The 22,067-nt window shown below is 62.6% G+C and carries 20 protein-coding genes; 3 read left to right on the top strand and 17 right to left on the bottom strand.

The window, feature by feature from the left end:
- Positions 1-166: 166 nt before the first annotated feature.
- From guaA to guaB, 3 genes are all read right to left on the bottom strand, one after another.
- Positions 167-1,750, bottom strand: coding sequence for a glutamine-hydrolyzing GMP synthase (gene guaA, locus LPA37_RS01425; protein WP_229011120.1), 1,584 nt, complete (start codon positions 1,748-1,750; stop codon positions 167-169).
- Positions 1,751-1,968: 218 nt separating this feature from the next.
- Complete coding sequence (locus tag LPA37_RS01420; protein ID WP_229011117.1) at positions 1,969-2,715, bottom strand: hypothetical protein; 747 nt, start codon at positions 2,713-2,715, stop codon at positions 1,969-1,971.
- 14 nt (positions 2,716-2,729) lie between these two features.
- A complete protein-coding gene (gene guaB / locus LPA37_RS01415) occupies positions 2,730-4,190 on the bottom strand; it encodes an IMP dehydrogenase (protein WP_229011116.1) in 1,461 nt (486 codons plus the stop codon).
- Between the two features lie 318 nt (positions 4,191-4,508).
- Between guaB and LPA37_RS01410 the strand changes: the two genes are divergently transcribed.
- The gene (locus LPA37_RS01410) at positions 4,509-5,483 is read left to right on the top strand and encodes a DMT family transporter (RefSeq protein ID WP_228977556.1); all 975 of its coding nucleotides are present in this window, start codon (positions 4,509-4,511) and stop codon (positions 5,481-5,483) included.
- A 130-nt stretch (positions 5,484-5,613) separates the two neighbouring features.
- Here LPA37_RS01410 and LPA37_RS01405 read toward each other — a convergent pair whose 3' ends face one another.
- Together LPA37_RS01405 and LPA37_RS01400 are read right to left on the bottom strand one after the other, a co-directional pair.
- Complete coding sequence (locus tag LPA37_RS01405; protein WP_228977859.1) at positions 5,614-5,937, bottom strand: RnfH family protein; 324 nt, start codon at positions 5,935-5,937, stop codon at positions 5,614-5,616.
- A 5-nt stretch (positions 5,938-5,942) separates the two neighbouring features.
- Positions 5,943-6,380 (bottom strand): type II toxin-antitoxin system RatA family toxin, encoded by a 438-nt coding sequence (locus tag LPA37_RS01400; protein WP_090530722.1) that lies wholly within the window; start codon positions 6,378-6,380, stop codon positions 5,943-5,945.
- A gap of 100 nt (positions 6,381-6,480) precedes the next feature.
- Here LPA37_RS01400 and smpB point away from each other — a divergent pair, with 100 nt between their 5' ends.
- Positions 6,481-6,927: an SsrA-binding protein SmpB gene (smpB, locus tag LPA37_RS01395; protein WP_228977557.1), complete on the top strand. Its 447-nt coding sequence runs from the start codon at positions 6,481-6,483 to the stop codon at positions 6,925-6,927.
- 137 nt (positions 6,928-7,064) lie between these two features.
- On the opposite strand, the gene LPA37_RS01390 is transcribed toward smpB, so the two are convergent.
- From LPA37_RS01390 to ppsA, 3 genes are all read right to left on the bottom strand, one after another.
- Positions 7,065-7,985: an SPFH domain-containing protein gene (locus LPA37_RS01390; protein ID WP_228977559.1), complete on the bottom strand. Its 921-nt coding sequence runs from the start codon at positions 7,983-7,985 to the stop codon at positions 7,065-7,067.
- A 60-nt stretch (positions 7,986-8,045) separates the two neighbouring features.
- Positions 8,046-8,489, bottom strand: coding sequence for an NfeD family protein (locus LPA37_RS01385; protein WP_228977560.1), 444 nt, complete (start codon positions 8,487-8,489; stop codon positions 8,046-8,048).
- A gap of 87 nt (positions 8,490-8,576) precedes the next feature.
- The gene (ppsA, locus tag LPA37_RS01380) at positions 8,577-10,982 is read right to left on the bottom strand and encodes a phosphoenolpyruvate synthase (RefSeq protein ID WP_228977562.1); all 2,406 of its coding nucleotides are present in this window, start codon (positions 10,980-10,982) and stop codon (positions 8,577-8,579) included.
- Positions 10,983-11,465: 483 nt separating this feature from the next.
- Here ppsA and ppsR point away from each other — a divergent pair, with 483 nt between their 5' ends.
- On the top strand, positions 11,466-12,281 hold the full coding sequence (gene ppsR, locus LPA37_RS01375) for a posphoenolpyruvate synthetase regulatory kinase/phosphorylase PpsR (RefSeq protein WP_228977564.1): 816 nt from the start codon (positions 11,466-11,468) through the stop codon (positions 12,279-12,281).
- A gap of 42 nt (positions 12,282-12,323) precedes the next feature.
- On the opposite strand, the gene LPA37_RS01370 is transcribed toward ppsR, so the two are convergent.
- From LPA37_RS01370 to rseP, 9 genes are all read right to left on the bottom strand, one after another.
- Positions 12,324-13,106: a TrmH family RNA methyltransferase gene (locus LPA37_RS01370; protein ID WP_228977566.1), complete on the bottom strand. Its 783-nt coding sequence runs from the start codon at positions 13,104-13,106 to the stop codon at positions 12,324-12,326.
- Positions 13,107-13,161: 55 nt separating this feature from the next.
- A complete protein-coding gene (gene rnhB / locus LPA37_RS01365) occupies positions 13,162-13,908 on the bottom strand; it encodes a ribonuclease HII (RefSeq protein WP_228977568.1) in 747 nt (248 codons plus the stop codon).
- On the bottom strand, positions 13,905-15,074 hold the full coding sequence (gene lpxB / locus LPA37_RS01360) for a lipid-A-disaccharide synthase (RefSeq protein WP_229011114.1): 1,170 nt from the start codon (positions 15,072-15,074) through the stop codon (positions 13,905-13,907). The genes rnhB and lpxB overlap by 4 nt, the downstream gene beginning before the upstream one ends.
- Before the next feature lie 3 nt (positions 15,075-15,077).
- Complete coding sequence (gene lpxA / locus LPA37_RS01355; RefSeq protein ID WP_228977571.1) at positions 15,078-15,866, bottom strand: acyl-ACP--UDP-N-acetylglucosamine O-acyltransferase; 789 nt, start codon at positions 15,864-15,866, stop codon at positions 15,078-15,080.
- A gap of 48 nt (positions 15,867-15,914) precedes the next feature.
- A complete protein-coding gene (fabZ, locus tag LPA37_RS01350) occupies positions 15,915-16,379 on the bottom strand; it encodes a 3-hydroxyacyl-ACP dehydratase FabZ (protein WP_228977574.1) in 465 nt (154 codons plus the stop codon).
- A 234-nt stretch (positions 16,380-16,613) separates the two neighbouring features.
- Entirely contained in the window at positions 16,614-17,690 is a 1,077-nt protein-coding gene (gene lpxD / locus LPA37_RS01345) for a UDP-3-O-(3-hydroxymyristoyl)glucosamine N-acyltransferase (RefSeq protein ID WP_228977576.1), read from the bottom strand.
- 20 nt (positions 17,691-17,710) lie between these two features.
- Positions 17,711-18,241: an OmpH family outer membrane protein gene (locus LPA37_RS01340; protein WP_228977860.1), complete on the bottom strand. Its 531-nt coding sequence runs from the start codon at positions 18,239-18,241 to the stop codon at positions 17,711-17,713.
- Positions 18,242-18,293: 52 nt separating this feature from the next.
- On the bottom strand, positions 18,294-20,606 hold the full coding sequence (bamA, locus tag LPA37_RS01335) for an outer membrane protein assembly factor BamA (protein ID WP_228977578.1): 2,313 nt from the start codon (positions 20,604-20,606) through the stop codon (positions 18,294-18,296).
- A 67-nt stretch (positions 20,607-20,673) separates the two neighbouring features.
- Positions 20,674-22,062 (bottom strand): RIP metalloprotease RseP, encoded by a 1,389-nt coding sequence (gene rseP, locus LPA37_RS01330; protein WP_229011112.1) that lies wholly within the window; start codon positions 22,060-22,062, stop codon positions 20,674-20,676.
- Positions 22,063-22,067: the final 5 nt, after the last annotated feature.

Genomic DNA, 22,067 nt, shown 5'->3' with positions numbered 1-22,067 from the left:
GTGGCTCACCTCCCGGGTCGTCGCCCGAGCCTGTCTCAGCGACAAGCCAGAAAACTCCGCGGCATTTTCCTGGAGTCCACGGGCGTGTGGAATTCGTCCTCTGCGCTCCAGCGGAATCGCAGCGCGCCCGGGCGAGTTCCATCAGCTACGCCCGAAGGACGTCAATTCATTCCCACTCAATCGTCGCCGGCGGCTTCCCGGAAATATCGTACACAACCCGATTGATCCCGCGAACCTCATTGATGATCCGGTTCGACACATGTCCCAGCAGCTCATGCGGCAGATGCGCCCAGTGCGCCGTCATGAAATCGAGCGTCTGCACCGCGCGCAACGCGACCACATACTCATACGTGCGCCCGTCGCCCATCACGCCCACGCTCTTCACCGGCAGGAATACCACGAACGCCTGGCTCGTCAGGTCGTACCACGACTTGCCGGTTTCCTTGTCGATGAACGTGCGCAGCGTTTCGATGAAAATCGCATCCGCGCGGCGCAGCAGATCGGCGAAATCGCGGCGCACTTCGCCGAGAATCCGCACGCCCAGACCCGGGCCCGGGAACGGATGGCGATACACCATCGCAGGCGGCAGACCGAGCTTCACGCCCAGTTCACGCACTTCATCCTTGAAGAGTTCGCGCAACGGCTCGAGCAGCTTCAGGTTGAGCGTTTCCGGCAGGCCGCCCACGTTGTGGTGGCTCTTGATCGTATGGGCGCCCTTCTTGCCCTTGCCCGCCGACTCGATCACATCCGGATAGATCGTGCCCTGTGCGAGCCATTTCGCATCGGTGAGCTTGCCGGCTTCGGCCTGGAACACCTCGACGAACTCCGCGCCGATGATCTTGCGCTTCGCTTCCGGATCGGTCACGCCGGCCAGCTTCGACAGGAACGCTTCGCTCGCGTCGACGTGAATCACTTTCACACCAAGGTGATCGGCAAACGTCGCCATCACCTGTTCCGCTTCGTTCAGACGCAGCAGACCGTGATCGACGAACACACAGGTCAGCTGGTCACCGATCGCGCGATGCAGCAGCGCCGCGGCCACCGACGAATCCACGCCGCCCGACAGCCCCAGGATCACGTGCTCGCTACCGACCTGCTCGCGGATCTTCTCGACGGCTTCGTCGACGTAGTGACCCATTTCCCAGTCCGGCTTCGCGCCGCAGATGCCAAGCACGAAACGCTCGAGCATCGCGCGGCCCTGCACGGTGTGCGTGACTTCCGGGTGCCATTGCAGGCCATAGAAATGACGCGCTTCGTCGGCCATGGCGGCCACCGGGCACGATTCCGTCGATGCCATCAGCTTGAATCCCGGCGGCATGTCGAGCACCTTGTCGCCATGGCTCATCCAGACCTTGAGCATGCCGTGGCCTTCGGCCGTGCGGAAATCCTCGATGCCTTCCAGAAAGCTCGTGTGATTGCGCGCCCGCACTTCGGCATAACCGAATTCGCGCAGATGGCCGTTGTCGACCTTGCCGCCGAGCTGTTCGGCCATCGTCTGCATGCCGTAGCAGATGCCGAGCACCGGCACGCCCAGATCGAACACGGCTTGCGGCGCGCGGGGGGTGTCCTCATCGACGACCGAGTTCGGGCCGCCCGACAGGATCACGCCCTTCGGCGCGAATTCGCGGATGAATTCGTCACTGACGTCGTAAGGATGGATTTCCGACAGCACGTGCGCCTCGCGGATGCGTCGTGCGATCAGTTGGGTGACTTGCGAACCGAAGTCGAGAATCAGAATCTTGTCATGCATGGCAGCGGACTGAATCAAAAGTGAACGGATACGGAACGCTGCACCGGAACGATTTCCGGCACAGCGATGAATTCAATGCCAGCCAGTGAACTGCGCGAAGCAAACCGTCGCAGGTCATGGCGAAAAGACGTGATGAAGCCGATGTGAAGGCAAGCGGAACAGCCAGACGCAATTCGTAAGCGTGAACCCCTGACGCGAGAGACGCAGGCGCTCGCACGTCAGCCATGAAACGGCGGACGCGGTGCGCCAGGCGAATCGGCCGCGGCATCACGGGCTTCGTCGCGGGCAGCGTCGTGGCCGGTCACCGTGGTGCGGGTTTCGACCGTGCGCGTTTCAGCGGTCACGACGCCGGCTTGATGCGCAGCCGTGAAATCCGGCTCGACAGGCGCGCCCGTTGCGGGACTGACCGGACGCGACGCAGCCATCACGGGCTCCGCCCCGTACACGCGCGGCTCGCTATCCACGCCGCGATTCAGTTCGCGATCCGCTTGTGCCGCGTTCGCGGCATCCTTGCCGGCGCGCTTCTGCTCGCGCCCGGCAGCCGCGGCTTCGGTCGCTCGCTCCCGCTCACGCCGGCGCACCACGCGCGCAAGACGCACGCCGCCCAGACCGACGATCACCAGCACGAGCGCGACAACCGCCGACACCAGTTGACCAAACGCCGTCAGGGAAGGCTTGTGCAGGCCAATCAGCCAGACCAGCATCAGCACGCCCGTCAGCCAGTTGACGTGCCCGACGACGCGCGCCACCGCACGCGTCATCGCACCATCGATCGCGGCATGAAACGCTAGCCACGCGAGGCCGAGAAGCGCCAGACCGAACGCCTGCCCGACGAGTGCAGGATCGACCTGCACCAGTTGCAGCGCGTTGTACAGCGATGTCCACGGCGTGAGCAGAAACAGCAGCCCGAACGCCAGCAGCAACAACGCGTCGATGACGAGTACAGCGCGCAGCAAGGGCTTCATCGGCGTCTGCTCCTTTAGTCCACGTGGTAGTTGGGCGCTTCCTTCGTGATCTGCACATCGTGCACGTGCGATTCACGCATGCCCGCTGCCGTGATCTGGACGAACTCGGCCTTATCATGCATATCGCCGATCGTCGTGCAGCCGCAGTAACCCATGCTGGCGCGCACACCGCCGATCAGCTGGAACAGGATCGCGTTGACCGAACCCTTGTACGCGACGCGACCCTCGATGCCTTCCGGCACGAGCTTGTCGATGTTCGCGGAATTGTCCTGGAAGTAGCGGTCCGCCGCACCGTCCTTCATCGCGCCGACCGAGCCCATGCCACGGTACGACTTGTACTGGCGGCCCTGATACAGGAACACGTCGCCCGGCGATTCCTCGGTGCCGGCGAGCATGCTGCCCATCATGACCGCATCCGCGCCCGCGGCGAGCGCCTTGCTGACGTCGCCCGAGAAACGCACGCCGCCATCGGAGATGACCGGCACGCCCGTGCCGCGCAATGCCTCCGATACGTTCGAAACAGCCGAGATCTGCGGCACGCCGACCCCCGCGACGATCCGCGTCGTGCAGATCGAGCCCGGGCCGATGCCGACCTTGACGCCGTCCGCGCCGTATTCGACGAGCGCCTTCGCCGCTTCGGCGGTGGCGATGTTGCCGCCGATCACCTCGACGTGCGGGAAGTTCTTCTTGACCCAGCGCACGCGCTCCAGCACGCCCTTGCTGTGACCGTGCGCCGTATCGACGACGATCACGTCGACGCCCGCCGCCACCAGCAACTGGACGCGCTCTTCGTTATCCGCGCCGACGCCGACCGCCGCGCCCGCGCGCAGCTTGCCGTGTTCGTCCTTGCAGGCGTCCGGGTGTTCGGTCTGCTTCGTGATGTCCTTGACGGTCATCAGGCCGCGCAGTTCGAACGAATCGTTGATCACCAGCACGCGTTCCAGCCGATGGCTGTGCATCAGCGCTTTCGCTTCGGCGAGCGGCGTGCCTTCCTTGACCGTGACGAGACGCTCACGCGGCGTCATGATCGTGCGGACCGGCTCGTCGAGACGGGTTTCGAAACGCAGGTCGCGATTCGTGACGATACCGATCAGCTGCGCACCTTCGACGACCGGAAAGCCCGAAATACCATGCTGTTGCGACAGTGCGATCACGTCGCGCACCGGCATCTGCGGCGGCACGGTGATCGGATCGCGCACGACGCCGGATTCGAACCGCTTGACCTTCGCGACTTCGCGGGCCTGTTCGGCCGGCGTGAGATTCTTGTGAATGATGCCGACGCCACCCATCTGCGCCATCGCGATGGCAAGGCGGGCTTCGGTGACGGTGTCCATGGCGGCAGACACGAGCGGCATATTCAGGGAGATGTTGCGGGTCAGCCGGGTTTTGAGGCTGGTGTCACGCGGCAGAACGTCAGAGAAAGCCGGGACGAGGAGCACGTCATCGAACGTGAGTGCTTTTTGGATCAGACGCATGGCAAATCCTATGGGCGCAAAAGCGAATTATACGCGATACCTCCCTGGTTTTCACTGCGCGAACAGCAGCTTAGCGGATTTTCCGTGACTTTTTCTGGCTTCGGCGGCCCGCGGATTTCGGTTCGCCGTTCGGCTCAGGTTCGATCGGGTTTCGTTTGCTCGTTCGGCTACACCGATCGTCAATGCGTGCCCTGGTCCCGATTTCCCGGTTGACGGTTCCGGGCCATTCATACGCCCGGAATGCAGGATTGAACAAGACGGCGCCCCGCCTCGCCGTGTTAACCTGCGCGCCTTCCCAGTATTTCGTTTGAGGTAGCAATGCGGCGGGGTGTGGCATATGGCGTGATGGCCGGGGCGTTATGGGGCGTGGTTTTCCTCGCCCCGAGGCTTCTCGCGGATTTCTCCCCACTCCTGCTCGGCGCCGGGCGCTATGTGATGTACGGCGTCGTTTCCGTGCTCGCGGCGCTGCCTTCCGCGCGCTCGCTGCTGCGCCGCCTGACGCGCCAGGACGTGCGGGCGCTCGTCACGCTCGCGCTCGTCGGCAACATCCTCTATTACGTGCTGCTGGCAAGCGCCGTGCATCTGGTCGGCATTTCGCCGTCTTCGCTGATCGTCGGCGTGCTGCCGGTTACCGTCACGCTGCTGGGACGCGGCGATCACGGCGCCGCGCGGCTTTCGCGGCTGGTGTTGCCGCTCGCGATGGTCGTCGCGGGCATCGTGTGCATCAACGTCGACGTCTTTACCGTCGACGGCGGCGGCACCGCCAGCACGATGACGAAAGTCGCCGGCCTCGCCTGCGCGACCGGCGCGCTCGGATGCTGGACCTGGTTTGCCGTCGAAAACACCCGCTATCTGCGCCGCAATCCGCATTTCAGCGGCAACGAATGGTCCGTGCTGTGGGGGGTGGTGACCGGCGCGCTCGCCGCGATCATGTGGGCCGTGATCGCCGTGCTGCCCATGGGCGTCGCGCCGGCTCCCGTCGCCGACAGCCGCTGGCAGCTCTTCTGGGGCATCAATCTGGTGCTGGCGATCGGCGCGTCGTGGCTCGGTAACGGGCTGTGGAACGCTGCATCGAAGCGGCTGCCGCTCACGCTATCGGGCCAGATGATCGTGTTCGAAACGCTTTTCGCGCTGCTCTACGGCTTTATTTACGATCATCGCATGCCGCGTCCGCTCGAGATGGCGGCCATTGCACTGCTGGTGGCGGGTGTGAGCTGGTCGGTGCGCCAGCATGCCAGCGACGATCCGGATGACACGCCGATCGAGGAAAAGGCACAGGTATCGGCGCATTGAAGGCTCGGGCCTGGGAGGGAAACAGGGCCGATCCGCGCAGATCAGTCGTTATTCGAGTCGCTATTCGCCGCTCCCCACGCGGAAAACGGCTCGCGAGGCACTGCAGCAGCAATGCAACCCAGGCCGCACGTTACCGCGAGTCCTTGTTGAGCCACCGACGCCCTTCGATCGAACCTGCCTTGCGGGTTTTCTGCACGCGCCGCTGGCGCGCTTCCTTTGGGTCGGCGATCAGCGGACGGTAGATTTCCACGCGATCATGCTGTGCGAGCACGGTGTCGAGCGGCTTCAACTTGCCGAATACGCCCGTTTTCATGGTGCTGATATCGATTTCCGGGTAGCGTTCGCGGATGCCGCTTGCTTCGATAGCCTCACGCAGCGTCGAGCCTTCGGGCAACTCGACGGCGATCAGCGTCTGCGTATCGGGCAGCGCGTAGCAGACTTCGATCGACAGCATCGCGCTCATGCCTTACCGTAGCGCTGGTCGGCACGCTTCACGAACGATTCGACGAACGTGTTCGCGATGTGGCTGAACACCGGCCCGATGATTTTCTCGATGATGATGTTCGAGAATTCGTAGTGCAGCGCGAATTCGATCTTGCAGGCGTCCGCGCGCAGTGGCGTGAAGCGCCAGAACCCGGTGAACTTTTTGAACGGGCCGTCCGCGAATTCCATATCGATGCGCGTGGGCCGCTGCTGGGTATTGTGGGTGGCAAAATGCTGCTTGATACCCTTGAAATTGATGTCGATTTTCGCCTCCATCCCGTTTTCGTCCTGACGACGGATTTCGACACCACCGCACCACGGGAGGAAATTGGGGTAATCGGCCACGTCGGTGACGAGGTCGAACATCTGTTCCGCCGAATGGCGGATCAACACGGTTTTCTGGACATCTGCCATAAATTGCGCGACAAGTGGCAACGGTGGACAAGCGCCGCGGGCTTTCCTTGCCCCGCTTTGCTAAAATCGTGATTTTAAACGAGTTGGGCACTTTCCATTCATGAGCATTATCGACAACAGAAAAGCCTTCTTCGACTATTTCATCGAAGAACGCTACGAAGCGGGGCTCGTGCTCGAAGGATGGGAGGTCAAGGCCCTGCGCGCGGGCCGCGGCCAGATCAAGGAAGGCTACGTCGTGATCCGTGACGGCGAGCTGTTTCTGATCGGCGCGCACATCAGCCCGCTGCCGGAAGCATCGACCCATATCCACCCGGATCCCGTCCGCACGCGCAAGCTGCTGCTGCACAGCGAGGAGATCAGCAAACTGATCGGCAAGGTCGAGCAGCGCGGCTTCACGCTCGTGCCGCTGAATTTCCATTACAAGGGCGGCCGCGTGAAGTGTGAAATCGGTCTCGCGAAGGGCAAGAAAATGCACGACAAACGCGACGTCGAGAAAAAGCGCGACTGGGAACGCGAAAAAGCACGCCTGATGCGCACGCCGACCTGATTCACTTCGATCAGGCACAGAAAGGAGAAGGCCCGCTGAAAATCCAGCGGGCCTTCTTGTTGATGCCGACCTCAAGCCGCGATCGACGTCTGCGACCTCACCGCTCTTTCGACGAGACCGCACCCCATCGCGATACGTCAGCCGGCCTTGCCGCGACTCACGATCGTCAGCGCCGATGCGATCATCGTGCTCATATCCGCCAGGTTACCCGGCACGATCAGCGTGTTGCCCTGCTTCGCCAGGTTGCCAAACGCGCTCACGTACTGCTCGGCCACCTTCAGGTTCACCGCTTCCATGCCGCCCGTCGACTGGATCGCCGCCGCGATCTTCTGGATCGCCTGCGCGTTCGCCTCGGCTACCGCCAGAATCGCGGACGCCTGACCCTGTGCCTGATTGATCGCAGCCTGACGCTCGCCTTCCGACTTCTGGATCGACGCCTCGCGCCCGCCCGATGCAATATTGATCTGCTCCTGCTTGCGCCCTTCCGACGCCGCGATCAGCGCGCGCTTTTCGCGCTCGGCGGTGATCTGCGCCTGCATCGCGTGGAGAATTTCCTTGGGCGGCGTCAGATCCTTGATTTCGTAGCGCAGCACTTTCACGCCCCAGTTGGCGGCGGCTTCATCGAGCGAGGACACGATGCTGTGGTTGATGAAGTCACGCTCCTCGAACGTCTTGTCCAGTTCGAGCTTGCCGATCACGGAGCGCAGCGTGGTCTGCGACAGCTGCGTGATCGCGAACACGAAGTTGCTCGATCCGTACGATGCCTTCATCGGATCGGTCACCTGGAAGTACAGCACGCCGTCTACCTGCAACTGCGTGTTATCGCGCGTGATACAGACCTGGCTCGGCACTTCGAGCGGAATTTCCTTGAGGATGTGCTTGTACGCAATGCGGTCGACGAACGGCAGCACGATCGTCATGCCAGGCGTGAGCGTCGCGTGATAGCGGCCGAGCCGCTCCAGCACCCACGCGTGCTGCTGCGGCACGATCTTGATGGTTTGCGCGGCGATCACAAACACGATCACCAGCAGAATTGCCCCGACGATAGTTACGTCCATCGTGTTACCCCTTTTATGGTTCGATGCGTTGTTCGTCCGTGCCTGTGTTCCCAGGCGAATTCAGGCCTGCACGGACTGCTTTTTTGCCGCCACGATCAGGCAGCTTCCTCGCAGCGCGGTGATCTCGTAGAGCCGCGCGTCCTCGGGTTCGCCTGGCGCCAGTTCGACATCCCACTGCGCGCCGCGATAATTCGTGCGCGCCCGCCGGTCCTGCCAGACGGACACGTTCAAGGTCTCGCCAATGTCCAGATTCACGTCAGGATTGTGCAGCGCATCCTTGCGCACTTTCCGGCCGAAGCGCGAGCGGCGCAGCGCAAAAACCGCCGCCGCCGCGACAAGCGCCGCGATCGCAAGCTGCGAATCGAGCCCGAGCCCCGCCCAGTGCGCAAGACCCGCCGCGACAAAGCCCAGCGCGATCATCAGCATATAGAAGGTGCCACTGAACAACTCCAGCACGACGAGCACCCCTGCACCCACCCACCAGAACAGCCCACCTGTTGCCACGTCGACCTCCAGAAAGCAAAACACCCCGGATATACCGGGGTGTTTATAGCACGAACCTGGTGCGTTATTCCGTGCCTTGAAGCATGTTTACTTCGCCGAGGACTTCGCCAGCGCCTGCCACGTTTCGATGACCGTATCCGGATTCAGCGAAATCGACGCAATGCCTTCGTCCGTCAGCCATTGCGCGAAGTCCGGATGATCCGAAGGACCCTGACCGCAGATACCGACGTACTTGCCCAGACGCAGACAGGTTTCGATCGCACGCTTCAGCATGAACTTGACTGCCGGGTCGCGCTCGTCGAAATCGACAGCCAGCAGTTCCATGCCGGAATCGCGGTCGAGGCCGAGTGTGAGCTGCGTCAGGTCGTTCGAGCCGATCGAGAAGCCGTCGAAGAATTGCAGGAATTCTTCGGCAAGAATCGCGTTCGACGGCACTTCGCACATCATGATGAGACGCAGGTCCTTCTCACCACGCTTCAGACCGAACTTCGACAGCAGCCCGACCACGCGTTCCGCCTGCTTCAGCGTACGCACGAACGGCACCATGATCTCGACGTTGTCGAGGCCCATTTCCTCACGCACCTTCTTCAGCGCGATGCATTCCATCTGGAACGCTTCGGCGAAATCTTCCGCGATGTAACGCGATGCGCCGCGGAAACCGAGCATCGGGTTCTCCTCGTCCGGCTCATAGCGTGAACCGCCGATCAGCTTCTTGTACTCGTTCGACTTGAAGTCCGACAGACGCACGATGACCGGCTTCGGGTAGAACGCCGCGGCGATCGTCGCGATACCTTCGGTCAGCTTGTCGACGTAGAACGCGCGCGGCGACGCGTGACCGCGTGCGACGCTTTCCACGGCTTTCTTCAGATCCGCATCGATGTTCGGATACTCGAGGATCGCCTTCGGATGGACGCCGATGTTGTTGTTGATGATGAATTCCAGCCGCGCAAGACCGACACCGGCGTTCGGCAACTGCGAGAAATCGAACGCGAGTTGCGGGTTGCCGACGTTCATCATGATCTTGACCGGAATTTCAGGCAGCTCCCCGCGCTGGATCTCGGTCACTTCGGTTTCGAGCAGGCCATCGTAGATCTTGCCTTCGTCGCCTTCCGCGCACGACACCGTGACAAGCGCGCCGTCCTTCAGCAGATCGGTTGCATCGCCGCAGCCCACGACCGCCGGCACGCCAAGCTCACGCGCGATGATCGCCGCGTGGCACGTACGCCCGCCGCGATTCGTCACGATCGCCGCCGCGCGCTTCATGACCGGCTCCCAGTTCGGGTCGGTCATGTCCGCGACGAGCACGTCGCCTGGCTGTACACGTTCCATTTCCGACGGATCGTGAATCACGCGCACCGGGCCCGCACCGATCTTCTGCCCGATCGCGCGACCCGTGATGATGACCTGCGACTGGCCCTTCAGCTTGAAGCGCTGCTCGGCCTTGCCGGACGCCTGGCTCTTCACCGTTTCCGGACGCGCCTGCAGGATGAAGATCTTGCCGTCGCGGCCGTCCTTGCCCCACTCGATGTCCATCGGACGCTGGTAGTGCTTTTCGATGATAACGGCGTATTTCGCGAGCTCGATCACGTCTTCGTCGGTGATCGAGAAGCGGTTGCGCTGCTCGTGCGACACGTCGACGGTCTTCACGCGGCCCGCTTCGCCGGCCTGCGTGAATTCCATCTTGATCAGCTTCGAGCCAATCGAGCGACGGATGATCGGGTACTTGCCCTGCGCGAGCGTGGTCTTGAAGACGTAGAACTCATCCGGGTTGACGGCGCCCTGCACGACCGTTTCACCGAGACCGTAGCTCGACGTGATGAACACCGCGTCCTTGAAACCCGATTCGGTGTCTAGCGTGAACATCACGCCCGCGGCGCCGACGTCCGAGCGCACCATGCGCTGCACGCCAGCCGACAGCGCGACTTCGGCGTGCGTGAAACCCTTGTGGACACGATAGGAAATCGCGCGATCGTTATACAGCGACGCGAACACGTGCTTCATGCGATCGAGCACGTCGTCGATGCCGACCACGTTGAGGTAGCTTTCCTGCTGCCCGGCGAACGAAGCATCCGGCAGATCCTCAGCCGTCGCCGACGAGCGGACCGCGAATGAAAGCTCTTCGGGCGAGCTGTTCTTGAGGGTGTCGAAGCCTGCGCGGATTTCCGCCTCGAGACGCGGCTGCAACGGAGCGTCGACGATCCATTGACGGATCTCCTTGCCCGCTTCGGCGAGTGCCTTCACGTCGTCGACGTCGAGCGTCTCCAGACGCTTTGCAATGCGTTCAGTGAGGGTGTTGTGATGCAGGAAATCGCGGAATGCGAGTGCCGTCGTGGCGAAACCGGTCGGTACGCGCACACCTGCTTCGGCGAGCTGACTGATCATCTCGCCGAGCGAGGCGTTCTTGCCGCCCACGATCTCCACATCGGTCATCCGCAACTGCTCGAACGGAACTACATACGCCTGATCCTTTGCGACATTAACTGCGTTAGTCATACAAGCCCCTAAGTGTGAAAGAAATTCACGGCTGTGCAAGTGGGCCTGGACGCGGCCGCCTGTAAGAAGCGGTGACGCGTCTTGCACAACCTGTTGGAGAAGCAATCGCACGAAGGGTCGCAGGAAGATTCGCTGATGCACGAGGAAGCAGAAAATTCCGCGAACTTGATGCCATTCGACGTGTAATGCGGGCGAAATGCCCAGCATCGACACGAACTGGCTGCAATTGCTTATCCAACAGGTTGCCGCTATTCTACCGTGCTGACTCCCGAAATGTGGCAGTCAGCAAAGAATAGCGCCTCGAACCGCGTCCCGCGCTGTCGGACTGGCCTTTGCGAGGTCTGCACCCGTCGCCGGAATGCGTTTTGTGGCCACACGGCGCGCTGCTGCGACGCCGCTGCGCGAAGCCGGAACGCGCGCGGCGAATCAGGCAGCGCTGTTTCTTTCGAGCGTGCTTTTCCGCTCACGTTCCCTCTTCCTGCGATGCCGCCCACCGTATTCATCGTCTCCGACGGTACCGGGATCACTGCCGAAACCTTCGCGCATTCGATCCTTTCCCAGTTCGACCAGAAATTCCGTCTGGTCCGCGTGCCTTTTGTCGATTCGGCGGAAAAAGCCTACGCCACGCTCGAAAAAATCAACGAGGCCGGCCAGCACGACGGCCGCCGGCCGATCGTGTTCTCGACGCTCGTCGACAGCGCATCGAACAATATCGTCAAGGATTGCAATGCGCTCGTGCTCGACATGTTCCAGACCTTCGTCGAGCCGCTCGAACAGGAACTGGAACTGAAGTCGAGCCACGCGATGGGCCGCGGGCACCAGAACGCCGACACCGAGGAATACAAGAACCGGATCGAGGCCATCAACTTCTCGCTCGCGCACGACGACGGTCAGTCGAACCGCAATCTCGCCGACGCCGACGTGATCCTGGTCGGCGTATCGCGCAGCGGCAAGACGCCAACGAGCCTCTATCTCGCGATGCAATACGGCGTGAAGGCAGCGAACTATCCGTTGATCCCGGAAGACTTCGAGCGCGGCAAACTGCCTACGCCGCTACTTGAGCATCGTCAGAAGATGTTTGGGCTGTCGATCGATCCGCAGCGGCTCTCGGAGATCCGTAACGAGCGGCGTCCGGGCAGCAAGTACGCGGCGCTCGCGAACTGCCGCTACGAAATCAACGAAGCGGAATCGATGATGCGACGTGAAGGGATCAAGTGGCTGTCGTCGACACATAAGTCGATCGAGGAAATCGCGACAACGATCCTGCAGGAAATCAGGCTCGACCGTTCGTCGTATTGATTGCGGATACCAGCGCGCGACGCGCGCTGCCCGCAAGCAGGATCAGGCGCCGCGCTGCTGGCGGCACTGCTCGAAGAGACATACGGCAGCAGCCGCCGCCACATTCAGCGATTCCATTCCGCCCGGCTGCGGGATCGTTACCCGATGCGTGACCGCGTCGCGCCACGGCTGCGACACGCCAGCGCCTTCATTGCCGAACACCCACGCATGCGGGCCAGACAGATCGCAATCGTAGATGGCCTCGGCACCGTGCGAATCGGTGATCGTGACCGGCGCGTCGAGTCGTTCGATCAGCGTACCGGCTTCGACGTCCTCGTGAATCTCCAGCAGAAAATGCGCACCCATGCCCGAGCGCAACACCTTCGACGACCACGCGTACGCCGTTCCCGGCGCGCAGAACACGTGCGACACGCCCGCGGCCGCCGCGCTGCGCAGAATCGAGCCGACGTTGCCCGCGTCCTGAACGCCGTCGAGCACGACGCAGGTCTGCGTGACCCTGTCCGGCAGCGGCACGTCGATCTTCTCGACGAGCAGCAGGATACCGACGCCATGCACCACGTTCGAAAGCTGCCCGAACAGCGCATCGGGTAGCGTGACTACGCGCTGCGCGTCGATGCGCGACACGATCGCCTGCGCTTCTTCATGACGCAACGCGCCTTCGGTGACGACGCACGTTTCCGGCTGGCCCGCGACATCGAGATACGCGCTCGCCAGGTGAAAGCCTTCGAGTAACGCGTGCGCGCTGCGCCGCTGCTGGTGCGTCGAACCGGCCAGCGCTTTCAGGCGTTTGTAGAGCGGGTTGTCCCGCGAGGTGATGGCTTTCACAGGGGGTCGCGAAGGGTTCGGGTAGTCAGGGCGCCGCTTCAGTCGAAGCGCCTTTTCAGAACGCGGGGACGCCGTCGCCGAAAGCGTTACCGGAGACGTCGTCGCGCAACGACGGCAACACGACGGGCACCTTGCCCGGCCGGCCCAGCCGGGCATACGCCTCGCGCACCGGCGCAAACGAGCGCCGATGGTGTTCGCACGGACCGTGTTCGAGCAGCGCGGCCAGATGCTGTGGCGTGCCATAGCCCGAATGCGCGTCGAAGCCGTACACAGGATAGACCTGATGCAAGTCGAGCAACAGGCGGTCACGGCTGACTTTCGCCAGAATCGACGCAGCCGAGATGCTCTTCACCAGCGCGTCGCCGCCGATGATCGCCTCGCTGCGCACGCTCAGTACCGGACAGCGATTGCCATCGATCTTGACGAGCGTCGGCGTGACAGCCAGCCCTTCGACGGCGCGCTTCATCGCGAGCATGGTGGCGTGCAGGATGTTGATCGAATCGATTTCCTCGACCGAAGCCGACGCGATGCAGAACGCCAGCGCGCGATCGACGATCCTGTCGTACAGCTCCTCGCGCTTTTTTGCCGTGAGTGCTTTCGAATCGTCGAGACCGCGGATCATCGGCTTCGCCGGATCGAAAATCACCGCCGCGGCCATCACGGGGCCGGCCAGCGGACCCCGGCCGGCTTCATCGACGCCGCATATGATCTCGACGTCCGAATCGAAGTTCAACCCGGTCTGGAACGCCGCCGCGGAGCCGCCCGCAACCGGCTTCCGGCGCGGTGAGCGCGCGCCTGTCACCGCCGCTCCTTGTGGGTTTCGATGATGCCCGTCACCACTTCCGCGGCGCGCCGGGCCGTGTTCTGCTTCAGCACGTGATGCATTCCCGTGAAAATTTCCGTGAGCGTACGGCGATTGGCTTCGTCGTTCAGTTGCGTCAGCGTGGCGTCGGCTAGCGCTTCAGGCGTCGCGAAATGCTGGAGAATCTCCGGCACCACGAAACGCCCCGCCAGAATGTTCGGCAAGCCGACGTACGGCAGATAACCCTGCCGCCGCATGATCTGGCCCGTCAGCCAGGGCACCTTGTATGAGATTACCATCGGCTTCTTGAGCAGCGCGGCTTCCAGTGTCACCGTGCCGCTTTTGACGAGAATCGCGTCGGCGGCGGTCATCGCAGTCTGCGACTGGCCGTCGGTGATCGTCAAGGCAAGACCCGGATGGGCGTCGACAAGCGGCTTCAGCAGTTCGCGCAGCGCCGGCGTCGCCGCCGGCATCACGAAGCGCACGCCGGGCTCGCGCTGCTGCATCAGTTCCATCGCGTCGAAGAACGTCGGCCCGATCAGGGCGATTTCCGAGCGCCGGCTGCCCGGCAGCACGGCGATCACCGGCCCGCTTTCCGCCAGACCCAGCGTGCGACGCGCGCCCAGCGTGTCGGGCACGAGCGGAATCTCGTCCGCGAGCGGATGGCCCACGTACGACGCAGCCACGCCCGCTTTTTCAAGCAGCGCCGTCTCGAACGGGAACACGCACAGCATGTGGTCGACCGCTTTCGCGATCTTTTTGATCCGGCCGCCACGCCACGCCCAGATCGACGGGCACACGAAATGGATGGTCGGAATGCCCGCGTCACGCAGCGGATGCTCGAGCCCAAAGTTGAAATCGGGTGCATCGACACCGATGAATGCATCGGGCGGATCGGCCAGCAACTGGCGCTTCAGGTCGTTGCGAATGCCGAGAATCTCGGGAATATGCCGGAGCGCTTCGACATAGCCGCGCACTGTCAGCTTTTCCATCGGCCAGTGCGCGTCGAAGCCCGTCGCGATCATGCGCGGGCCGCCAATGCCGTAATACTGCGTCGATTCGGGCAGGCGTGCCGACAGGCCGTCGAGCAGCGATGCCGCGAGCAGATCGCCCGACGGCTCGCCGGTCACCATTGCAAGCCGCAGCGGGCGGGGTTGAAGCGCCATCGGCTAGCGGATGATGCCGCGTTGCGACGCTTCGACGAAGGCCACCAGCGCCTGCACCGGAGCATCGCCGTCGCCGCCGGCGATGGCGAGTTCGCGCAACTGGACCTTCGCCTCTTCGAGCGAAAGACCGTTCTTGTACAGCACGCGATAGGCTGTACGCAGCGCCGAGATCGCATCGGCGGAAAAGCCGCGACGACGCAGCCCTTCGACGTTGATGCCGTGCGGCTCCGCCTTGTTGCCGGCCGCGATCACGAACGGCGGAATGTCCTGCACGAGCGCCGAAGCGCCGCCGAGCATCGAATGCGCGCCGATGCGCACGAACTGATGCACGCCCGACATGCCGCCGATGATCGCGTGGTCGCCGATCGTCACGTGGCCGGCCATCTGTGCATTGCTCGACAGGATGACGTTGCTGCCCACGCGGCAATCGTGGCCGATGTGGACGTACGCCATGATCCAGTTGTCGTCGCCTAGCGACGTGGTTCCCGTGTCCTGCACCGTGCCGGTGTGGATCGTCGTGAACTCGCGGATCATGTTGCGATTGCCGATCTCGAGCTTTGTCGGTTCGTCCTTGTACTTCATGTCCTGCGGACGGCCACCCACCGATGCGTAATGACCGATGCGATTATCTTCACCGATCGTGGTGTAGCCCTCGATCACACTGTGCGACCCGACCGTGGTCCGCGCGCCGATCGTGACGTGCGCGCCGACGACCGCATAGGGCCCGATTTCGACTGACTCGTCGAGCTGCGCGCCCGGCTCGATGATCGCAGTAGGATGAATCCTGCTCATGCGCCCTCGCTTGTGATTCGTTGCGTTGTCTGGATGCTGCGCGACCGCTTACTGGCCGTCGTCCGTGGTGCGGACCGCGCACATCAGGTCGGCTTCCGCCGCCACCTGGCCATCCACCTCGGCGCGCGCCTTGAACTTCCAGATGCCGCGCATGTGGCGCTCGAACGTGGCGTTCAGGATCAACTGGTCGCCCGGTTCGACCACACGCTTGAAGCGCGCGTTATCGATACCGACGAACAGATACAGCGTGTTGTCCGGATCGTGCGGCTCTTCCGCGAACGTCAGCAGCGCGGCCGTCTGGGCGAGCGCTTCCAGGATCAGCACGCCTGGCATGACCGGGCGCTTCGGGAAGTGGCCTGTGAAATACGGCTCGTTGATCGTCACGTTCTTCAGCGCCTTGATGCTCTTGTGCGGCTCGAGTTCGAGCACCCGGTCGACGAGCAGGATCGGATAGCGATGCGGCAGCAGCGTGAGAATCTTGTGAATGTCGAGATTGATTTTTTCGGTGTTCATGGTGTTTCTGCTCACGCGTGGATGGCGCGATGATGACTGCGGATGCTTGCGCAGGCAGGTTGATAACGCGTGCGGCTGTCGTTTCATGTAACCAGACTGCGTCTCCCGCCGGCCGGTCACGACAACAGCGCTTACGCCGTGCTCGTGCTCTGTGTTGCTTGTGTGCTTCGTGCTGCACGGGCGTTTCCACCCGTGCCCCGCGTCATGCGGTCCCTGTAGCGAATCGGGATACTGTTACGCCTTCTCGCCTGCCGCTGCGCCCGCGCCCGCTTCCAGCGCCTTGATGCGCTCGCGCAGCTTGTCGATATTGCGCAGCAGTGCGGCACTCTTGTTCCACGAAGCATGATCGACGGCCGGAAACGCACTCGTGTACATGCCTGGCTTCAGCAACGATTTCGATACGCCCGACTTCGCCGTGACGATGACATGGTCGACCAGCGTCACATGGCCGGCAATACCGACCGCGCCACCGATCATGCAATGGCGCCCGATCGTCGTGCTGCCCGCGATGCCGGCGCAGCCCGCGATGACCGTATACGCGCCCACCTTGCAGTTATGGCCGATCTGGACGAGATTGTCGATCTTTACGCATTCTTCGATGATCGTATCGGCCATCGCGCCGCGATCGATCGTCGTGTTCGCGCCAATCTCGACGTCCGACCCGATCGACACACCGCCGACCTGCGGAATCTTCACCCAGCTGCCCGTGCGGGCGTCGCCGTCGCCGGTGAAATCAGGGGCAAAGCCAAAACCGTCCGAGCCGATCACGGCACCGGCATGAATGATGACGCGCGGGCCGATCCGGCAGCCATGGTAGACCGATACGTTCGGGTACAGATGAGCGCCGTCGCCGACCTGCGTACCGCGGCCAATCACGACATTGGCGTCGATCTGTACGTTTTCGCCGATGACGGCCCCCGCTTCCACCGTCACGTTCGGGCCGATCACGGCGCTCGCCGCGACTTTCGCCGAAGGATCGATCGTGGCGCTGGCGTGGACACCCGGCGCGCGCTTCGGCGCGGCGAGGTCGATGAACGCCTGGGCGATGCGCGCGAAGTAAGCGTACGGGTTGGGCGTGACGATGAAGTTACGGCTCGAACCGGGCGCGAGTTTCGCGAGATCTTCGGCGTTGATCAGCACGGCGCCCGCGCGGGTCGTCTCGACCTGCGACAGATACTTCGGGTTCGCGAGGAACGCCAGCTGTTCCGGACCAGCCTGATCGAGCGGCGCAAGGCTGCCGACGCAATGCGCCGGGTCGCCAACTACCTTGCCGCCGAACTGCCGGGCGATATCCTCGAGCGTAAATCCCATGCGTGGACTGCTCCTGCTGTTCAGTTTCCGTTGGAGGACGCGGCCAGCGCCTTCAGCACCTGATCCGTAATGTCGATACGCGGACTCACATACACCGCTTCCTGCACGATCAGGTCGTAATGTTGCGCCTCGGCGATCTGTTTGATCACCTTGTTCGCGCGATCCAGCACCGCCGCCAGTTCCTCGTTACGACGCTGGTTCAGGTCTTCACGGAATTCGCGCTGCTTGCGCTGGAAATCCGTGTCGAGCTGCGACAGGTCACGCTGCTTCTGCGCACGATCCGCCGGCGACAGCGACGAACCGTTCTTGTCGAGCGAATCGGACATCGACTTCAGACGTGCCGCCATATCCTGCAGGTCCTTGTCGCGCTTCGCGAACTCGGCCTCGAGCTTGACCTGCGCCGCCTTTGCAGCCGTGGATTCGCGCAGGATACGGTCGGAATTGACCGCCGCGATCCTTGCTTCCTGCGCGTGCGCCACGGCGCTCACGCCCAGCGTCATGACCAGCGCCATGGCGCACATCACACGTTTCGAAAACATACCGGTTAGCAAAGTCATCCTCTCGATACTGTAGATAATCCGGAGCTGCGCCTCGCCCGCGCGATCAGAACGCCGTCCCGATCTGGAACTGGAATTTCTGGTACTGGTCGCCTTCATGCTTCTGCAGCGGGAAACCCAGGCTCAGCTTGAGCGGTCCGATCGGCGAGATCCACGCGAGACCCACGCCGTAGCCGTAGCGCAGGCCGTTCGCGCCATTCGAGTTGGCCGCGTTGCTCGCGTCCGCCCAGACGTTACCACCGTCGAGGAACGTGAACACGCGCAGCGTACGATCGTAACCGGTGCCCGGCAGCGGGAACGTCAACTCGATGTTGCCGACCACCATCTTCGAACCGCCGATCGGGTCGCCCGTCGTCTTGTCGCGCGGACCCAGCGAACTCGGTTCATAACCCCGCACCGAGCCGATACCGCCCGCGTAGTAGTTCTTGAAAATCGGGTATGGCTTGCCGCCGAGACCGTTACCATAGCCGCCCTGGAAGTTGAGGCCCAGCACGAAGCCACGCGAGAACGAATAATAGTACTGCGCCTGGAGGTCGGCCTTGTAATACTGCGTGCCGCCGACCGGCGTGCCGTACTCGGCGTTGGCCTGCGTGAAGTAGCCGCGGCTCGGGACAAGCGCGCTATCGCGCGCATCGCGTGACCAGCCAACAGTGAGCGGTACGTTGTTCGATACGCGACCGAAATCGTTAACGTACTGTTGATATGACGCCGGCGTGTTCGCATCGACGTCGAGCGTATTCTGTTCGAGGCCCGCGCCGAAGTAGACCGTATCCAGTTCCGAGAACGGGATACCGAACTTCAGGTCGCCGCCCATCGTGACGATCTTGAAGCTTGAATCCGTCGAGTAATACAGCGGCTCGTACGTACGGTAGTAGACGTCGGTAATGCGCTTGATGCCATCGACCGTGAAGTACGGGTCGACCTGCGTGACCGTCAACGTGCGGTATGTTTTTGCCGTGTTCACGTTGACCGAGAGACTCGTACCCGAACCGAACACGTTGTCCTGCGACACACCGGCCGACAGCACGACCTTGTCGGTCGACGAGAAACCCGCGCCCAGCGTGATCGCACCGGTCGGCTTTTCGGCCACTTTGACGTCGACGTCCACCTGGTCGGGCGTGCCTTCCACCGGCGTTGTCGTGACGTCCACATCGGTGAAGTAGCCAAGACGGTTGATACGGTCTTTCGACAGCGCGAGGCGGTTCGAATCGAACCACGAGCTTTCGAGCTGGCGCATTTCGCGGCGCACGACTTCGTCACGCGTACGCGTGTTACCCACGACGTTGATCCGGCGCACATACACGCGGCGGCTCGGATCGACCTGCAGCGTGAGGTCGACCTTGTGATGTTCCTGGTCGATCTGCGGCAGCGCGTTCACTGTGGCGAACGCGTAGCCGTATTCGCCGAGCTTGTCGACGATCGCCTTTGTTGTGGCCTGCAGCTTTTCCGCCGAAAAACGGTCGCCGGCCTTGATCTTGATCAGCTTGTTGAGCTCGGCTTCGCGATCCAGCAGATTGCCCGCGAGCTTGATGCTCGAGATCGTGTACGGCTCGCCTTCGTGCAGCGCGACCGTCAGGTACATGTCCTTCTTGTCCGGCGAGATCGACACCTGGGTCGACTCGATGCTGAACTCGAGGTAGCCGCGATTCAGGTAATACGAGCGGACGTTTTCGAGGTCGCCCGTGAGCTTTTCCTTCGCGTACAGGTCGTTCTTCGTGTACCACGAGAACCAGTTCGGCGTGGACAGCTGCATTTCATCGCGCAGCGTGCCGGTGCTGAACGCCTTGTTGCCGATGAAGTTGATCTGGCGGATCTTGGCGCTCGGACCTTCGACGACCGAGAACAGCACTGCGACGCGGTTGCGGTCGATCGGCGTGATGGTCGTGGTGACTTCGGCGGCGTAGAAGCCGCGCGTCAGGTACTGGCGCTTCAGTTCCTGCTCGGCCTTGTCGACGAGCGCCTTGTCGTAGTAACGGCCTTGCGACAGCCCGACGGCACGCAGCGCCTTCGCCAGGTTGTCTTTTTCGAATTCGTGAATACCGGAGAAATCGATCGTGCCGATGGCCGGCCGTTCGATTACCTGCACGATGACGACGTTGCCTTCGGTGGCGATCTTCACGTCGTTGAAGAAGCCCGTTGCGTAGAGCGCCCGGATGGCTTCGGACGCCTTGTCGTCATTGAACGTATCGCCCTGCTTGATCGGCAGATACGAAAACACGGTACCGGGTTCGACGCGCTGCAACCCCTCGATCCGAATGTCCTGCACCACGAAAGGTGTCGTCGCGTGAGCCACCAGCCCATGCGCGGCAAATGCCGCGGCTACAACTGTCTTTGGAACAAAGCGATGAGGTTTAAACAACGTGCTTCCCCAGTATGTATAGCTGCATCAGGTCGGGCGGTCGCCATCGTGAACGCCACCAGACACTTTAAAAATGGATTAAACGAGCAAGATCGTTGAAGAGCGCGATCGCCGACAGTGCGACGATGCAAACCAGCCCCGCTCTCTGCAGAACAAGCTGCCAGCGATCAGATACGGCTTTGCCGGTTACAGCTTCAACCAAATAATATAACAGATGACCCCCGTCCAATACCGGAATTGGTAAGAGGTTTAACACACCGAGACTGATACTGACGAGCGCGAGGAACGACAAAAACGCAGACGGACCAAGGCGTGCGCTCTTTCCCGCGTAGTCGGCGATCGTCACGGGACCGGACAGATTCTTCAGCGACGCCTCGCCGGTGATCATCCTTCCGAACATGCGAAGCGAGTACACCGCGATGTCCCACGTGCGGTGCGCGCCCATCTGAACGCTCTCGAGCGGCCCGTAACGCACATCGACGGACGGCACCTGCGTCGCGAGCGCCGCGCCAATGCGGCCGATGTTCTGGCCGGTGGCGTCGTCGCGAGTCAGTACCGGCACGACGCTCAGATCGCGCTGCACGCCCGTCTGGCTGCCCTGCGCGCCGCGCTCGATCTGCAACGTGATCGACTTGCCCGCATGGGCCTTGACGTAAGCGATGAAAGCTGTCGCGCTGCCGACCGGATGACCGTCGGCTGCGCGAACCGTGTCGCCTGCCGCAAGACCTGCTTTCTGCGCCGCGCTGCCCGGTTCGACACTCGCCACCGTCAGCGTGCCGCCGCCCGGCTCGAAGCCAAGACGGGTCATGAAATCGTCGTCGACGTCGCGATCGGCAAAGTCCCGCAGATCCAGCGCGAAATCGAACGTGCCGCGCCCATCCTTCGCGCCCAGCACGACGCGCCGGTGATCGAACGCGGCACCCAGCAGCTTCCAGCGCAAATCGGACCACGAGCGGACCGGATCGGTCTCGCCGCCGTTTTCGTCGCGAATCGATACGACCGTTTCGCCGCCGTCGAAACCCGCACGCGCGGCCAGCGTGTTCGCCGCGGGCGCCGCGACGATCGCCGCGGGCTCAGTCACGCCGCTCGCAAACACCACCGCGAACAGCACGATCGCCAGCAGGAAATTCGCGACGGGACCGGCCACGACAATCGCAAACCGTTTCGCGACGGACTGCCGGTTGAACGCGTACGGCAGTTCCCCGGCCGGGATCGTGGTGCCTTCTTCACGCTCGTCGAGCATCTTCACATAGCCGCCCAGCGGCAGCGCGGCGATCGTCCACTCGGTGCCGGTCTTTTTGCTGACCCACTGAACAAGCGGTTTGCCGAAGCCGATCGAAAACCGCAGCACCTTCACGCCGCACAGACGCGCGACGCTGTAATGGCCGTATTCGTGCACGACAACGAGCACGCCAATCGCAACGGCGAAAGCGACCAGTTCGATCAGCACATTCATGAACG

Source organism: Paraburkholderia gardini (assembly GCF_907164545.1).
Taxonomy (GTDB): Bacteria; Pseudomonadota; Gammaproteobacteria; order Burkholderiales; family Burkholderiaceae; genus Paraburkholderia; species Paraburkholderia gardini.
This window is presented reverse-complemented; position numbering and strand designations above follow the sequence as displayed.

Bases quoted from the DNA above. Each gene is read 5' to 3' on its own strand.
- guaA (WP_229011120.1), bottom strand. From the start codon at position 1,750: ATGCATGACAAGATTCTGATTCTCGACTTCGGTTCGCAAGTCACCCAA.
- LPA37_RS01420 (WP_229011117.1), bottom strand. From the start codon at position 2,715: ATGAAGCCCTTGCTGCGCGCTGTACTCGTCATCGACGCGTTGTTGCTG.
- guaB (WP_229011116.1), bottom strand. From the start codon at position 4,190: ATGCGTCTGATCCAAAAAGCACTCACGTTCGATGACGTGCTCCTCGTC.
- LPA37_RS01410 (WP_228977556.1), top strand. From the start codon at position 4,509: ATGCGGCGGGGTGTGGCATATGGCGTGATGGCCGGGGCGTTATGGGGC.
- LPA37_RS01405 (WP_228977859.1), bottom strand. From the start codon at position 5,937: ATGCTGTCGATCGAAGTCTGCTACGCGCTGCCCGATACGCAGACGCTG.
- LPA37_RS01400 (WP_090530722.1), bottom strand. From the start codon at position 6,380: ATGGCAGATGTCCAGAAAACCGTGTTGATCCGCCATTCGGCGGAACAG.
- smpB (WP_228977557.1), top strand. From the start codon at position 6,481: ATGAGCATTATCGACAACAGAAAAGCCTTCTTCGACTATTTCATCGAA.
- LPA37_RS01390 (WP_228977559.1), bottom strand. From the start codon at position 7,985: ATGGACGTAACTATCGTCGGGGCAATTCTGCTGGTGATCGTGTTTGTG.
- ppsA (WP_228977562.1), bottom strand. From the start codon at position 10,982: ATGACTAACGCAGTTAATGTCGCAAAGGATCAGGCGTATGTAGTTCCG.
- ppsR (WP_228977564.1), top strand. From the start codon at position 11,466: ATGCCGCCCACCGTATTCATCGTCTCCGACGGTACCGGGATCACTGCC.
- lpxB (WP_229011114.1), bottom strand. From the start codon at position 15,074: ATGGCGCTTCAACCCCGCCCGCTGCGGCTTGCAATGGTGACCGGCGAG.
- lpxA (WP_228977571.1), bottom strand. From the start codon at position 15,866: ATGAGCAGGATTCATCCTACTGCGATCATCGAGCCGGGCGCGCAGCTC.
- fabZ (WP_228977574.1), bottom strand. From the start codon at position 16,379: ATGAACACCGAAAAAATCAATCTCGACATTCACAAGATTCTCACGCTG.
- lpxD (WP_228977576.1), bottom strand. From the start codon at position 17,690: ATGGGATTTACGCTCGAGGATATCGCCCGGCAGTTCGGCGGCAAGGTA.
- rseP (WP_229011112.1), bottom strand. From the start codon at position 22,062: ATGAATGTGCTGATCGAACTGGTCGCTTTCGCCGTTGCGATTGGCGTG.